16 protein-coding genes are annotated in these 14,845 nt (G+C 61.1%); 3 read left to right on the top strand and 13 right to left on the bottom strand.

Going from position 1 to position 14,845, the window contains the following annotated elements; genetic code table 11:
* Window positions 1-40 precede the first annotated feature (40 nt).
* From ABD937_RS22270 to ABD937_RS22220, 11 genes are all read right to left on the bottom strand, one after another.
* Window positions 41-1,513 (bottom strand): sensor histidine kinase, encoded by a 1,473-nt coding sequence (locus ABD937_RS22270; RefSeq protein ID WP_345258211.1) that lies wholly within the window; start codon window positions 1,511-1,513, stop codon window positions 41-43.
* A gap of 171 nt (window positions 1,514-1,684) precedes the next feature.
* Window positions 1,685-1,834 carry a hypothetical protein gene (locus tag ABD937_RS22265; protein WP_345258210.1) on the bottom strand — a complete coding sequence of 50 codons (150 nt, stop codon included), beginning with the start codon at window positions 1,832-1,834 and terminating at the stop codon, window positions 1,685-1,687.
* Window positions 1,835-1,939: 105 nt separating this feature from the next.
* Window positions 1,940-2,242 (bottom strand): cupin domain-containing protein, encoded by a 303-nt coding sequence (locus ABD937_RS22260; RefSeq protein ID WP_345258209.1) that lies wholly within the window; start codon window positions 2,240-2,242, stop codon window positions 1,940-1,942.
* Window positions 2,243-2,455: 213 nt separating this feature from the next.
* Complete coding sequence (locus tag ABD937_RS22255; protein ID WP_345258208.1) at window positions 2,456-2,929, bottom strand: hypothetical protein; 474 nt, start codon at window positions 2,927-2,929, stop codon at window positions 2,456-2,458.
* Between the two features lie 88 nt (window positions 2,930-3,017).
* Entirely contained in the window at window positions 3,018-3,491 is a 474-nt protein-coding gene (locus ABD937_RS22250) for a hypothetical protein (RefSeq protein ID WP_345258207.1), read from the bottom strand.
* Window positions 3,478-4,065, bottom strand: coding sequence for a DUF6915 family protein (locus ABD937_RS22245; protein ID WP_345258206.1), 588 nt, complete (start codon window positions 4,063-4,065; stop codon window positions 3,478-3,480). Before ABD937_RS22245 ends, ABD937_RS22250 begins: the two co-directional genes overlap by 14 nt.
* Before the next feature lie 29 nt (window positions 4,066-4,094).
* A complete protein-coding gene (gene bla, locus ABD937_RS22240; protein WP_345258205.1) occupies window positions 4,095-4,874 on the bottom strand; it encodes a subclass B1 metallo-beta-lactamase in 780 nt (259 codons plus the stop codon).
* Window positions 4,875-4,975: 101 nt separating this feature from the next.
* Window positions 4,976-6,019 (bottom strand): alpha/beta fold hydrolase, encoded by a 1,044-nt coding sequence (locus ABD937_RS22235; RefSeq protein WP_345258204.1) that lies wholly within the window; start codon window positions 6,017-6,019, stop codon window positions 4,976-4,978.
* Window positions 6,020-6,101: 82 nt separating this feature from the next.
* A complete protein-coding gene (locus ABD937_RS22230) occupies window positions 6,102-6,338 on the bottom strand; it encodes a TfoX/Sxy family protein (protein ID WP_345258203.1) in 237 nt (78 codons plus the stop codon).
* A 45-nt stretch (window positions 6,339-6,383) separates the two neighbouring features.
* Window positions 6,384-6,875, bottom strand: coding sequence for a hypothetical protein (locus ABD937_RS22225; protein ID WP_345258202.1), 492 nt, complete (start codon window positions 6,873-6,875; stop codon window positions 6,384-6,386).
* A 175-nt stretch (window positions 6,876-7,050) separates the two neighbouring features.
* Window positions 7,051-7,497, bottom strand: a complete 447-nt coding sequence (locus ABD937_RS22220; RefSeq protein WP_345258201.1) for a nuclear transport factor 2 family protein — start codon at window positions 7,495-7,497, stop codon at window positions 7,051-7,053.
* Between the two features lie 133 nt (window positions 7,498-7,630).
* Between ABD937_RS22220 and ABD937_RS22215 the strand changes: the two genes are divergently transcribed.
* The 3 genes from ABD937_RS22215 to ABD937_RS22205 all read left to right on the top strand — a co-directional run bounded on the left by ABD937_RS22215 (window position 7,631) and on the right by ABD937_RS22205 (window position 10,805).
* Window positions 7,631-8,986, top strand: a complete 1,356-nt coding sequence (locus ABD937_RS22215) for a M20/M25/M40 family metallo-hydrolase (protein ID WP_345258199.1) — start codon at window positions 7,631-7,633, stop codon at window positions 8,984-8,986.
* Between the two features lie 213 nt (window positions 8,987-9,199).
* Entirely contained in the window at window positions 9,200-9,664 is a 465-nt protein-coding gene (locus tag ABD937_RS22210; protein WP_345258198.1) for a GNAT family N-acetyltransferase, read from the top strand.
* Between the two features lie 151 nt (window positions 9,665-9,815).
* Complete coding sequence (locus ABD937_RS22205; protein WP_345258197.1) at window positions 9,816-10,805, top strand: outer membrane beta-barrel protein; 990 nt, start codon at window positions 9,816-9,818, stop codon at window positions 10,803-10,805.
* 364 nt (window positions 10,806-11,169) lie between these two features.
* On the opposite strand, the gene ABD937_RS22200 is transcribed toward ABD937_RS22205, so the two are convergent.
* Window positions 11,170-11,643 (bottom strand): hypothetical protein, encoded by a 474-nt coding sequence (locus ABD937_RS22200; protein ID WP_345258196.1) that lies wholly within the window; start codon window positions 11,641-11,643, stop codon window positions 11,170-11,172.
* Between the two features lie 184 nt (window positions 11,644-11,827).
* The gene (gene uvrA / locus ABD937_RS22195; RefSeq protein ID WP_345258195.1) at window positions 11,828-14,722 is read right to left on the bottom strand and encodes an excinuclease ABC subunit UvrA; all 2,895 of its coding nucleotides are present in this window, start codon (window positions 14,720-14,722) and stop codon (window positions 11,828-11,830) included.
* Window positions 14,723-14,845 lie beyond the last annotated feature (123 nt).

The following is a 14,845-nucleotide window of genomic DNA, read 5'->3' as shown; positions in this document are numbered from 1 at the left end:
AGCATCACCGGTAACGTTAGCCCTTGCCTCGTTCACCTGCTCACGCCGGCAGCAGGATCCGGAACTCGGCGCCCTGCCCCGGCGCCGACCGCGCGCTGATGACCCCGCCATGGTTCTCCACGATCTTCCGGCAGATAGCCAGCCCCAGCCCCGTGCCCTCGTACGCATCCTTGTTGTGAAGCCGGTCGAACAGGTTGAAGATCTTCTCCGCCGCCTCTTGCGGAAAGCCGATGCCGTTGTCGCGAAAACGGAGCTCCAGGTACTCTTCGGCCGGCCACAGGCCGCTTTCGGAAACATCTGCGCCCTTCACGATCCGCTGCGTGATCGTGAGCAGCGGGCGCTCCTCCTTCCGCGAGAACTTGAGGGCATTGGAGACCAGGTTCTGGAACAGCTGCCGCATCTGCGCCGGCACCATCAGCAGGACGGGAAGACCGGTGCACTCGATGACGGCTCCTTTTTCCGAGATGGTCTGCTCCAGCAGCACCTCCACGTCGGCGAGTACCCCCTGCAGGGAATAGGGCTCAAAATGATCGGCCTGCGAGAGCGTGGAGAACTGGAGCACATCATCGATGAGGGTGGCCATGCGGCCGCAGGCGCCGTAGATCTTGGAAAGCGCCACCTGCTGTTGCTCCGACAGCGGGTGCTGCACGTCGCCGAGTACGCGCTCGGCATTCATCCGGATCTTGCGCAGCGGCTCCTTGAGGTCGTGGCTGGCGATGGCGGCAAAGCGCTCGAGCTCTTTGTTCGACGCCTCGAGGATCCGGTTGGCCTGCGTCACGCGGTCGAGCTCCCTGCGCTTCGTGAGGTCGCGGGTTACTTTGGCGAAGCCGATGTGCCCGTCTTTGTAGATGGGCGAGATCACCACGTTGGCCCAGAAGCGGGAGCCGTCCTTGCGCAGGCGCCAGCCTTCCTCCTCGTATTTGCCGGCCTTGACGGCCACGTCGAGCTCCATGGCGGGCTTGCCGGCTGCAAGGTCCTCGGGCGTATAAAAGATCGAAAAGTGCTTCCCGATGATCTCGGGTGCCGTATAACCCTTGATGCGCCCGGCGCCCTCGTTCCAGGTGAGGATGTGTCCCCCTTCGTCGAGCATGAAGAGCGCGTATTCCTTCACCTGGCTCACCAGCAGCTGGTACAGCTCCTCGCTCCGCCGCTTCTCGGTCAGGTCGCGGGTGATCTTGGCATAGCCGATGTGTTCCCGGGCCGGCGAATACAGGGGCGTCAGGATAACGTTGGCCCAGAACCGCGAGCCGTCCTTGCGGGTGCGCCAACCCTCCTCTTCGTAACGCCCTTGCTCGAGGGCTGCCCGCAGCTCGGCTCCCGGCTTCCCCGTGGCCCTGTCCTCCTCGGTGAAAAAGCGCGAGAAATGCGTCCCGATCACCTCGGCCTCCTGGTACCCCTTCGAGCGCTGGGCGCCGACGTTCCAGGTGAGCACGTGCCCGAGCGGGTCGAGCATGTAGATCGCATAGTCCTGGATCGACTCTACGAGTAAGTGGTAATTCTCCTGCATGGACATAAGGCGGGGTTCGGCAACATAGGCACCGGGGGCGGTAGTGCAAAAACCATGCGGCAGGGCTGGCGGGGACTGCAGGCGGATAAAATGGAGCGACCGGGAGAGCAAGGGCGCTGCCTGCCGCCACGGAAAAAAGGCCCGGGAAGGTGCCTAAATGAATAAGGTGACCGTGTGCTAGTCGATCAGCAGCGCCGGGCCTACCACCTCCATCCCGTTTTCGGCAAAGATCCGGGCTACCTGCCCTTTTGTGGGTTCGCCCGGCAGTGACGCCATCGTTACAAAGAACTCCTCGAGCTTCCCGGCCGGCTGTACAATGACGTTCATCTTTGCTTTCGGGCTTACCTGCGTCCAGCCATGCGGCACCTTGCGCGGCAGAAAGATCGTATCGCCCGCGGTGAGGCGGAACTTCTACCCACCTACCAGGAAGTGCTATTCGCCCTCGACCACATTGAAGATCTCACCCTGGTGGTGGTGCACATGGAGCGGCGTGCCCTTGCCCGGGGTGAGTCCCGTCTGCTCGAAGATGGCGAGGGCGCCGTTGGCATCCTTTCCGGAGACCCTCAGGTCGAGGATGTTGGCGTTGACGCCTTTGAGCCTGAGGTGCCCGTGCAACCGGCCTTCGCCGGCCGCCACCCGGAACCCTTTTCGGTCGCCGGGCAGGGATTTGAAGCCGGCCCATGCGGTTGCGGGAACCGCCGTGAGGAGACCCGGTAAGAACCGGCTTCTGTTCAAACTGATTTTTTAAGGTGGGGCAAACGTGCTTCTTTGAATATACGCAACCTGCCGGGGATCGCCACAGAAAGCTTTCGCAGGGAACGACGACCGATCCGCTGCCCCCGCTGACCACTTATCGCAGCAGCGCTACCATGTTGCTGTGGTTCCGTGCCGCCGCAAGCGACAGAGCCGTATGACTGGCCGTAATGATTTTCTCGTTTGAAAAGGAGACTACTCGGCGAACAGGATACGGTCGTCTTCCACCACCTCGGGCTCACCGTAAACCTCTTCGTCCTTCACCTCGTCGAAGTCCACCACTTCGCGGTACTCGGAGCTGTACTTCGCCCGCACGACGCCATCGGTGAGGAAGAGGGTGCCGCGACCCGTCATCTGGAACTCGCCGGCGCTGGGAATGTCCAGCTTGTTCATAAGATACTCTTCGAGCTCGCAGTACCGATCCTCCTCCTCCTTGTTGAAGCCAGGGAAGTTGATGAAGCCTTCATCGCCACCGCTTTCCCAGGCGAAGGAGATGCGGTGCTGCCGGCGCAGCGTATCCACCAGCCAGCCGCGGACCGATGCTTCAACGGCAGCAGTGCGCTCAGCGGCTTCCTGCTCCCAGCGGGCGCGCAGGTCTTCGATCGATTCGTTCTTTGGGGTCTTATCGCGGCCGAGCAGGCCACCGAATAGTTTCTGGAAGAGGCTCATGGGGGGGAAGGCTTTAGAGGTTTTGGAGGTTTTGGAGGTTTTAGAGGTTTTGGAGGTTGGAAGGTGGCAACTGCCCGGTGAGGCGGAGTTACAGCGGTGCTATGGCGAACAAGACCAGGTCCTCGTCCTCCTTTTCGGGCTCACTGTAAATGCTCTCTTGCGTTTCCTCGTTGTAATCGATGAAGTGCCGCAGCTCCGAGCTGTACTTCGCACGCACGAATCCGCTGTCGAGAAAGAGAATGCCCCGGCCGGTTGCCTCGAACTCACCGGCATTGGAGATACACAGGCGTGCCTGCAGGTATTGGATCAGCGCCCAGTAATACGGTGTGTCAAACAGGGCGCCGTCGGGAAAGTAGATGCCACCCTCATCGTTTCCCGCCTCCCAGGCAAAGCGCAACCGGTGCTCCTTCCGCAGGAGCGCCGACAGCGGGTCGCGGATCTCGGCTTCCAATGCCGCAAGCCGCTGATTCCAGTACTCGTTCGGGTCGTCGGCCTCCAGCTCGGGCTGCGTCCCGGGCGTATGATCGGCCGGCAGCTCCGGCAGTTCCTCAGGCCTGCTCATGCTCGATGTCTTTTAATTGTTTCAGGTCGGGGGTATACTGCCAGCGCTCCTGCAGCCGGATGAGCGGCAGCAGCTCGTTCACGCCGGTGCCGTCGAGCTGCTGCGCCAGTTCCAGGGCCGCGGTGCTGCCGAACAGCTCCCGGGCCAGGTGCACGCCGAAGTTGCTGTGCGTGATCACGAGCGATGCCTTCAGGCCCGACATCAGGAAGGGCTCGAGCAGGAATTCCTGCAGCCCCGGGTCAGCCACGTCGATGGGCGGCAGGCTTTCCGCAAGCCGCGCGTCTACGTTCCGGAACCAGTTGTTGAGTGTGGGCACGATGCCCATCAGGTCTTCGCGGCAGTGCTCGGCGGCCACGTCGCGTACGAGCACGGTGCGCCCGTCGGCATTGACGAGGGTCTCGCCGAAACGCCGGGTGCACAGCGCGATGCCGAAGGTGTGGTGGAGCAGGGCGCGGTGACGCATGTCGTAGAAATACAGCTTGCTGCTGTCGAGGAAGCGGTGTATGGCAAAATAGTCGTCGGGGAGCCCGCCGAATTTCTTGCGTGAGAGTAGACTGTGTTTCCAGTAGTTCATGGCGGGCTGGTCGTTGTGGCTGGGCTAAGTTAGGATTTCGGGCGTTGCCTGCCGCCGGCGCCTGCGGCACCTCGCTGTTTCTCCCGCCCAGCCTGCCGCCGCAGACGCTCCGCCAGGCGGAGGGTGTGGCGGAGAGAGCGCGGGTCCTGCCAGCTGTTGTGCCCGGTAACGACGTAGCGGGCCGACGGGCAGGCCGCCAGTACGGCACGCACCGTGCCGGCGTACCGGCTGCGGCTCGCGTCGCCCAGGTTGCCGAGATCGGAATCAGCGACGCTTTTGATGAGACAGCCGCCGTAAAGCACCCGCTCGCGCGGGAACCAGATAACGATGTTGTCGGGCGCATGACCGGGACCCGGGTAGATAACCCGGAAGCGGTAGCTACCCACCGTAAAACTACTGTCGCCGTGCAGGAGGTGCTCCGCGCGCTTCATCCCGCGCCGCGCGCTCAGCGAATCGGTCATCCGCGTGGTATAGGTAGCCACACCCCTGCTGCGGTAATACTCCAGCCCGCCGGTACGGTCGGCGTGGAAGTGCGTGGCGATGCAGAACCGCACGCGCTGCCCGTGGCGGGCCCGGATGCTGTCGAGCAGGGGCTGAAACTGCGTCGTGTCCCAGGGCGTATCGAACAACACCGCGCCCTCAGAAGTAAGCAGGTACATGCCGTTGGCGGAGATTCGCTTGCCCTGGTACGTGCTATAGGTGGCATACACGTAGAAGTCGCCGGTGAGCCGGCTGATGGTAAGGGCCTCCTGCGCCCGAACAACTGCGGACGAAAGTAGCAGGAGCAGAATGATCGCGATGGTCCGCATGGGTACTGTGTTTCGGCGGGGGCTAAGGTACGCGCTCTGCGGCGGAGCGCGAAGCGCGTCGAAACGACAAAGGGGGGAGCAACGGCAGGCGCCGTGCCGGGTCAGTCTTCGGTCTTGATCGACCGGAAGACGCGGTACTGCGCGGCCACCACCCGCTCGTTGAAGCCGTGCGCCGACCTGGGCAGCAGGATGAATTCTTTGGCAGGCGCACGCAGCCCGTCGAACCAGGCGCGGGTGCGCTCCTTCGGGGTCATGATGTCTTCCTCGCCCTGGATCAGATATACCGGGATCCCCAGGTGCGTGTTCGTAAAGTCGATGCCGCTGCGCATCGCGGGCACGCCCAGCACGCTGTCGCCCACCAGGTTCACGAAGGAGTAGTCGTCGCCGTCTTCCCGGTGCTGCCGGTCTTTCGGTTGCGCGTAGCCCGCAGCTTCCGTGAACCAATGCGCGGGCGCCGGCTCGGAGCTGGCCCGCTCATACTTTTTGAGGATGCGCCAGAGTGCGCCTACGGTTCGTGCCCGCGCATAGGGAGGGCGGCCCAGCTCGGCAAGCTGGCGCACCGTGCTGGTATCGCCGTTGCGCTGCGCGCGCTGCAGCAGTTGCTCATAAATCTCCCCGTCGGTGTCGAGGCGCAGCACCTGGGAGTGGCCCACCCATGCATAATAAAGATCAGGACGGGCAGCGGCCATCGTCACACCCAGCACGGACCCCCAGGAAGTCCCGAACAGGATCAGCTTTTTCTTGCCCAGCCGCTTCAGCAGGTACTCTGTCAGCGCAATGCCATCGGCGGCCATCTGTTCGAGGGTGAGGCGATGCGTACGTAGATATACGGGACTCAGCTCCTCCGGGGCGGTGCGGCCGAATGTCCGCCCGGCGCCGCGCTGGTCCCATTGCACGAGCAGGAAGTCCTTCTCCCACCCGGGGTAGACGTTCTTCGCGTACGGGCTGAAGGTGCTGCCGGGCCCGCCGTGCAGGAAGAAAATCGCCGGCTTTGCCGGATCGCCGGAAAGGGTCACCCAGTGCTCGATCCCGTTGATGGAAACAAACCCTTCCTCGGAAAGCGGCTGCTGTGCGAAAAGACGGGGACTCAGAAAGAGGAACAGCAGGAAAAGCGAAAGGGAACAACAAGAAGATCGATGGCGCATGCGGCGAAGGTAACGGAGCAGGCCCACCCTTGCGGAAAGTAGGCAGCACGATCCTACGGCAGCCGGGGCAAGCGCGACGGGATCAGGCTTTTGTCTTCTTCTTCGAAGACCTGGCCCGCGCGTTGAAATCAAGACAGAGCGTCATCCAGGCGGCAAAGTCCTTCGCCGAGCGGAAGCCATGCGGCTCCACATAGCAGTAGCCACGCAGTTGCTTGCCTTTCATCAGCATCGGGAGGTACCCCGGGCGTTCCGCCACTTCCGGCCCCAGCGCCGGGTCGAAGCGGCACATAAGGTTGTCGCCGCTCACGTTCACGCACATTTTGTCGTTGGCGGCTTACGCAAGTCAAAATTCAAAAGTAAAAATTCAAAAGCGTCCTACGCCACCATTTGCCGGGCCGGCACTGAGGTGCGCACGGGAAGGATTTTTGACTTTTGAATTTTGAATTTTGGTTTCTTCGGCGAAGCCACCCAGGAGCACCCGCAGGCAGAGCAGTGCCAGCAGGGCAGTGATAGGTGTGAAGATCGTGGTCTCGGTGGAGCTTTTCGCGAGCAGATTGCCTACGGTGTTGAGCGCAAAAAGAACAAACATGGCCCAGAAACAGGGACGCAGCACCCGTGCGCGAAAGCGAAATCCCAGCGTACCGGTATAGCCAAGCACAGCCAGCGCCATCAGCGCGTTGAGGGCGATGGATACCGATTCGAGCTGCTGCAGGCGGTGGAGGTCTTCAGCTCGCCCGCCCCATACAATCCCGGCCGGAATAAAGCCTGCGAGCACGAACACGTGAAAGATGATGCTGCCAACGAGGATGCAAAGGATGAAATAAGCCGCACGCTTCGGCGAAATCCATGTGTTCATGAGGAGATGGTTGCCCTGCGAAGATAGGCGGCGCTTTGCCTTCAACTGAATGACTGCGCAACAAGTCGAAATTCAAAAGTCAAAAGTCAAAAAGACCCTTTAAGTGCCAGGTTGCACCCGGTAGTGAGGGATCCGTCCGCAAGCCATTTTTACTTTTGAATTTTGACTTTTGAGTTTATCCATGCAGGCTGATGACCTTCGTAATCCGCCAACGGTCGCCTTCCTGCTTCCAGACAATCATGAAGCGGCTCGGGCGCGGCTTTGCGTCGGGCTCGGCGCTGTTCCGGAACTGGTGCATGCCCAGCTCCACGGCGCCATAGCCCGGGATGGGCGACACCTCGATACTCCCGGGGATCAGCTCGCGCCGCACCTTATTGCAGATGTACTTGCGGGTTTTCGCCAACAGGCTTGCCTTCGACGTATCGAGGCCGGCCTGGTCGTGAAAGAACTCGATGCGGTCGGAATAAAAGGAGTCCTGCGTGGCGATATCGCAGCGGTTATAGGCGGCAAAGAAGGTGCTGTCGAGCGCGGCAACAGTACGGTGCAGGTCGGTGGCCGGGGCCTGGGCCCGGAGGCTGCCGCCTGTGAGCAACAGGAGCAGGAGGGGAAAAAGACGCATCATCGGTAGTTGGTTTGAACGCTTGGACGCGCGCCGCGGCCCGCAGGTTACACCGGTGAGCCGGCAGCGAACGGTGCCGGGGCCGAAAAAAAGGCGGCCGCACCGTACATTCACGCCCGGCTTAATCCTTATGCACATGAATACCCTGATCCGCATCCTCTTCCTGCTCCTGCTGGCAGCCGGCACCGGCGCCCAGGCGCAAACGATCGTGCGTCGCGACCCGGCCATCGAAGGCCTCGTCCGTGGCGTCTCCTCCGACACGCTCCGCTCCTACGTAAATGCGCTCGTCTCGTTCGGAACGCGCCATACGCTTAGCAGCACTACCGACAAGCGCCGCGGCATCGGCGCGGCGCGCGAGTGGGTGTTGCAGCAGTTCCGTCGCTTCGCCGCCGGCTCCGGTGGCCGCATGAGCGTATACCTCGACAGCACGACGCTGCGCCCCGACGGCCGCCGCGTAGACACGCCCATCAGCCTGGGCAACGCCGTAGCCGTGCTGAAGGGCACCGATCCGGCCGACACCCGGGTGTACGTGATCACCGGCCACCTCGACAGCCGCGTCACCGATGTGATGAACCGCACGGCCGACGCGCCCGGCGCCAACGACGACGGCTCCGGCGTGGCCGCCGTGATGGAGTGCGCCCGCCTCCTGAGCCGGCGCTCCTTCCCGGCCACCATCATCTTCGTGGCGGTGAGCGGCGAAGAGCAGAGCCTGCTCGGCGCCACCTTCATGGCCAATAAAGCGAAAGCGCAGGGGCTGAACATCGACGCGCTCCTCAACAACGACATCATGGGCTCCAACAACAGCTCGGAGACCAATATCATCGACAATACGCGCCTGCGGGTGTTCAGCGAGGCCTTCTCGGTGGCCGACACCGGGCGCACCTTCAGCAACATTCGCAACTACGGCCTCGAGAATGACGGCCGCCCGCGTCAGCTGGCCCGTTATGTAAAGGAGACGGGGGAGCGCTACGTCGACAACCTGGAGGTAGTGCTCGTGTACCGTAACGACCGCTTTCTCCGCGGCGGCGACCATACGCCTTTTGTGCAGAACGGCTTTGCGGCGGTGCGCCTCACCGAGATGAACGAGAACTTCCTCCACCAGCACCAGGACCTGCGGAAGGTGCGCGACACGGTGTATGGCGACCTGGCCGAGTTCATGGACTTCGAATACCTCCGGAAGAATACGGCCGTAAACCTGGCCACGCTCGCCAACCTGGCGGCAGCACCGGCTGCGCCGCAGGACGTGCGGGTGGAAGTGCGCAGCCTCTCCAACAGCACGCTGCTCACCTGGAAGGCGCCCGCCACCGGCCGCGCCGCGGGCTATTACGTACTGGTGCGGGAAACCTACTGGCCCCTGTGGCAGAAAAAATTCTATACGACGGAGCCGACGCTGCGCCTCCCCTACTCCAAGGACAACTATTTCTTCGCCGTTCAGTCGGTAGATGCCGAAGGGCATGAAAGCCTCCCGGTGGTGCCCGTGCCGGCGCGCTAGACAGTTTATTTGTCTATTGGTCTATTTGTTTATTAGTAAGGGGTCGTTTTCGGACGGCCCTTTCCTATAACTCCCTATGGTCGCCTCCTGATTTCCGGACGACTACCGCTTAAATCACTGGCCCACCCCGAACCCTTCTGAACCCTTCTGAACCTTTCTAAACCTCCTAAACCATCTAAACCATCTAAACCTCCTAAACCCTTTCTTTGCCTTATGATCGAATGGCGCCTGAAACCCTTTGCGGAACTTACTCCCTTTGAGCTGTACGAGATCCTGTGGCTGCGCAACGAGGTGTTCGTGGTGGAGCAGAACTGCGTATTCCAGGACGCTGACCACAAGGATGCTGATTGCCAGCACCTTATGGGTTGGCAAATGAACGAGGGCACGGCACCGGGCGGCCAGCTGGCGGCCTACACCCGCCTCGTACCGCCGGGGGCGATCTATACCGAAGCCTCGATCGGGCGCGTGGTCACGAACCCGGCGGCGCGCGGCACCGGCGCCGGGCGGCTACTCATGGCCGAAAGTATCCGTAGCTGCACCGCACTTTTTGGTGAAGGGCCCATCCGGATTGGCGCCCAGTTGTACCTGAAGGCCTTTTACGAGTCGTTCGGCTTTGCGCAGGTGAGCGAGCCCTACCTGGAGGACGGAATCCCGCACATTTACATGCTGCGCCCGTAAATACCCGAAACCCCCTATCGTAATCCTACTAGCCGGCATTAGTACAAGTGCTTAATTTTAAGAAAATCTTTAGGAATAGTTTTTCTCGTAGATAAGGAACAAATATTTTCGATCTACCGACCTGGTATATCCAAATCCTAAACCGTTCCTTATGAGAAGACCTGTACCCTTTGGGCGCGTCACTGTGCTTTTTTTGGTCCTGTTTCTTTCTTTTTCCGCTCCAGCCGTTCAGGCACAATCAGTTACGATGGCTAATGGCCGCCTCGAAGTAGGTGCCGGCATCGGTCCCCTCTTCTTTCTCGGCGATCTTGGTGGCAACAAAGGCCAGGGCAAGCGTTTTGTGAAGGACGTGAACTTCCCGCTCGTCAACATGGCCAAGGGCGTTTTTGCCCAGTATTATATCAAGGAGTGGCTCGCCGTTCGGGTTGCCGCCAACATGGGCCGCGTGGAAGGCGACGACGCCCAGATCCGCGAGGGCAAGGGCGACGAGCAGGCCCGCCGCGACCGCAACCTCCACTTCCGCAGCAACATCAAGGAGGCATACCTCGCCTTCGAATTCTCCCCCACCGTGTTCTTCGAGCGCTACGACGGGCTCCTCGGCAAGGTGCGCCCCTACGGCATCGCCGGCGTGGGTGTGTTCAACTTCAACCCCCAGGGCAGATTCTACCGCCCCGACGGATCTTTCGAGTGGGTGGACCTGAAGCCGCTCCGCACTGAGGGCCAGGGCATGAAGGAATACCCGAACCGCAAGGAGTATAAGCTCACCCAGATCGAGATCCCCGTGGGCGTGGGCGTGAAATACTATGTCAACGACAACCTGTTCTTCGGCGTGGAGGTGATGCACCGCAAGACCTTTACCGACTACATCGACGACGTAAGCACGGAGTACATCGACGCCAACCTCTTTGCCAACTACCTGACGCCCGAGCAAACGGCGATGGCCAACCAGGTACACTTCCGCCAGAACTTCGTTCCCGGCGCCCCGCAAACGCGTGTGGCCGTAGTGGGCGAGCAGCGCGGCAACCCGAAGCAGACCGACGCCTTCTTCTCCACCATCCTTCGGATGGGATGGCGCTTCAACGATATCATCTCCGGCGACAGGATGGCCATGCGCCAGGCGCGTTGCCCTTCTTTCTACTGATCGCATTCCCGGTAAGCAGCAGTGGCCAGCTTAATAGAATCCAAATCCTAGGTTAAAAGCCTGATCCGTTCCCTATACCCTGTCCTGTTTTTGTATCCGAAGATTTTATTAATGCTCCACTGCTCCCTTACCCGGGCACCTGCAAAACGCCTCCCGTATCATTACTACACCCGAAATACTACGAACGCACCGCTCTCGCTTGCCTAACTAAGTCTACCTAATGTGATCGCCCCTCTTCTTCAGGAGGGGCTTTTTGATCTCGGATCTCGGATCGGTGATCCCGGATGTAGGGGCCGAATTTCAGATGTGGGATTTCAGATTTCAGGTTCTTTTTGGCGAGGACTGGCAGATCGCAGATCCGCGATCACATATCTGGGATCCCGAGTTTCGCAGCGAGGGCCCCGAGGAGCGCGGGAAAGTCGCCGGGAGGCGCGGAGCGGGGGTGATAGAAGCGGTGCACCGCCCCCGAAGCAAGATGGAGCTCAAAACCCTCGTAGGCATTCGGGGTATGCGCGTCGTTGCGGCGGGTCCAGAGCGGACGCAGGTCCGCCACCGAATCCCAGCGCAGGTCAAGGTCGGCTTCCGGGAAGAAAGCGGGCTGCGTGTTCCAGCGAAGCAGGAGGCCCCTTTCATCGAGCGACCACTCGCTCGTTGCACGGGCCGTTCGCTTCAGCAGCCAGGTACCGAACAGCAGCATCGCGACGCCCCAGAAGAAGCCGATAAAATAGAGGTCGGAAATGATGGCCAGGCCCACGATACCCGCTACCGTGAGCAGCACTACGAGGAGCAGTACCACCCGGCTGTTCTTCTTCGATTCTAGCGTTACGCGGTACACCATGGCAGTCGCTTTATTGCTGAAGATAACGCACCCGATGTCAGATCTCGGATGTAGGATCTGAGATCTCGTTTTGGTGCAATTCTCCGAAAACTACTCAACACCCATTGAAAGAAAAAAGACTGCACTGCTGCAGTCTTTAAACAAGTTGCGTAAAGATCTCAGATCCGAGATCCCCGATCTGAGATCATTTGAGTTCCTCCTTCAGGAAGCGCCCCGTGTGGCTTGCCTTCACCTTCAGGAGGCCTTCAGGCGTGCCCTCGTAGAGGATCTTGCCGCCGCCGGAGCCCCCTTCGGGACCAAGGTCGATGATATGATCGGCCACCTTCACCACGTCGAGGTTGTGCTCGATGATAAGGACCGTATTTCCGCGGTCCACGAGCTTGTTGACGACCTCGAGCAGGTGGTGGATGTCTTCGAAGTGCAGGCCCGTGGTGGGCTCGTCGAGGATATAGAAGGTCTTGCCGGTGTCTTTCTTGGCGAGCTCGGTGGCCAGCTTCACGCGCTGGGCCTCGCCGCCCGAAAGGGTCACGGCGCTTTGGCCAAGGGTGATATAACCGAGGCCCACATCCTGCAGCACCTTGATCTTCCGGTATAAATACGGTACCGCCTGGAAGAACTCCACGGCCTCTTCCACCGTCAGGTTCAGTACGTCGGAGATCGACTTGCCCTTGTAGCGGATCTCGAGGGTTTCGCGGCTGTAGCGCTTGCCGCCGCACTTCTCGCAGTGTACGTACACGTCGGGCAGGAAGTTCATCTCGATCACGCGCATGCCGCCGCCCTCGCACACCTCGCAGCGGCCGCTCTTGACGTTGAACGAGAAGCGGCCCGCGTTGTAGCCGCGGATCTTGGCCTCGGGCAGCGAGGCAAACAACTGGCGGATCTCGGTAAAGAAGCCGCAGTACGTGGCCGGGTTGGAGCGGGGGGTGCGACCGATGGGGCTCTGGTCGATCTCGATCACCTTGTCGATCTGCTCGAGGCCCTCGATGGCCTTGTGCGGCATCGGCGTCATCCGCGAATTATAGCAATGCTTCGACAGGATCGGGTATAAAGTATCGGTGATGAGCGTGGACTTGCCAGAGCCCGAAACGCCCGTCACGAGAATGAGCTTGCCGAGCGGGAAGGTCACGCTCACGTTGTGCAGGTTGTGGCCGGTGACGCCTTTGAGCACGAGCTCCTTGCCGTTGCCCTTGCGGCGCTCCTTCGGCACCTCGATGCCGCGCTTGCCGTTAAGGAACTGCGCGGTGAGCGTGTCGGCCGCCAGCACTTCTTGGGGCGTGCCCTGCGCCATGATGCGGCCGCCGTGGTAGCCGGCCTTAGGGCCTACGTCGATGAGGTGGTCGGCGGCGAGCATGATGTCTTTGTCGTGCTCCACCACGAGCACCGAGTTGCCGATGTCGCGGAGGTTCTGCAGGGCGGTGATGAGGCGGTGGTTGTCGCGCTGGTGCAGCCCGATGGAGGGCTCATCAAGGATATAGGTGATGCCCTGGAGCTGCGAGCCGATCTGGGTGGCGAGGCGGATCCGCTGCGATTCGCCGCCGGAGAGCGTGCGGGTGGCGCGGTTGAGCGTGAGGTAGGTCAGGCCTACGTCGAGGAGGAACTGCAGGCGCTCGCGGATCTCCTTCACCAGCTCGGAGGCGATGACCCGCTGCTGGCCCGAAAGGCGCTCCTCGATACCGGTGAACCAGGTCATGAGGGCCACGAGGTCGACCTCGCTCAGCTCGGAGATGTTCTTTTCATCGACCTTGAACCAGAGGCTTTCCTTTTTGAGACGGGTGCCCGCGCAGGTGCCGCAAGTGGTGAGCTCCATGAAGCCCTCGGCCCAGCGCTGGATGGCCTCGGATGTGGAGGTTGCGAACCAGCGCTTTACCTGGTTCACCACGCCCTCGTAGTCGCCGTCGTACACGTTCTCGGAGATGGCCTCGTCGTTGAACTGCAACTCCTCGGCCACGTCGGCCTCGGCCTTGCCATAGAGCAGGAGGTTGAGCGATTTTTCGGGCAGCTCCTTTACGGGCTTGTCGAGCGAGATCTTGTTTTTACGCGCGAGCGTCTGCACCTGTCGGAAGGCATAGGCCTCGCGCTCGCCGCCAAGGGGCGCGATACCGCCCTCGTTGATGCTGAGGGAAGGATCGGGCATCACCGCTTCGAGGCTCACCGTATACACCTGGCCGAGGCCCTTGCACACGGGGCAGGCGCCGTAGGGCGAGTTGAAGGAAAACGAGTTGGGCGAGGGCTCCTCGTAAGAGATGCCGGTATCGGGGCACATCAGCTGGCGGCTATAGGTAACGACCCCTTCCTTCGGAGCCTTCCCTCCCCCCCTGGGGGAGCCGGAGGGGGTCTCCCAAGCAAGGAACATGAGGTCCTTACCGAGCTTGAGGGTTTGCTGCACGCTTTGCGAGATGCGGGTGCGCAGGTCTTGCTCCACCTTGAGGCGGTCGACCACGAGCTCAATGTCGTGGATCTTGTAGCGATCGAGCTGCATCTTGGGCGCGATGTCCATGATCTCGCCGTCGACGCGGACCTTCAGGAAGCCTTTCTTGCGCATCTCCTCAAAGAGCTCGCGGTAGTGGCCCTTGCGGCCGCGCACGAGCGGGGCAAGCAGCGTGATCTTTGCGCCGCCGTATTTCGAAAAGATGTTGTTGACGATCTCGTCCTCGCTCCACTTCACCATCTTCTTGCCGGTGTTGTAGGAATACGCCTCGCCCGCGCGGGCATAGAGCAGGCGCAGGAAGTCGTAGATCTCCGTAACGGTGCCTACCGTGGAGCGCGGGTTCTTGTTGGTCGTTTTCTGCTCGATGGAGATCACCGGGGAGAGGCCCGTGATCTTGTCGACGTCGGGGCGCTCCATCTCGCCAATGAACTGGCGGGCATAGGCGCCGAAGGTCTCCATGTAGCGGCGCTGTCCCTCGGAGTAGATGGTGTCGAAGGCGAGCGAGGACTTGCCCGACCCCGAAATGCCGGTGATGACCACGAGCTGGTTCTTCGGGATGGCGATGTCGATATTTTTCAGGTTGTGCTCCTTGGCACCGAACACCTCGATCAGCTCGGGTTCCGGCACCGGCGTCGTTCCGGCCTTCTTCATTGGATTTACCAAAAATTTTAGTAAGCGAAGATACGGGAGAACCGGAAGCCGTTCGAAGATTGTCGCCTGAAGTTTGAAGTGGGCGCGTTGGTTTAACACTCGTTTACACAGCGGGCAACAGCC

Origin of the sequence: Flaviaestuariibacter amylovorans, assembly GCF_039541815.1 — a bacterium.
GTDB lineage: Bacteria > Bacteroidota > Bacteroidia > Chitinophagales > Chitinophagaceae > Flavisolibacter > Flavisolibacter amylovorans.
Note: the sequence above shows the minus strand (reverse complement) of the source record. Positions and strands in the feature narration are given on the sequence as shown.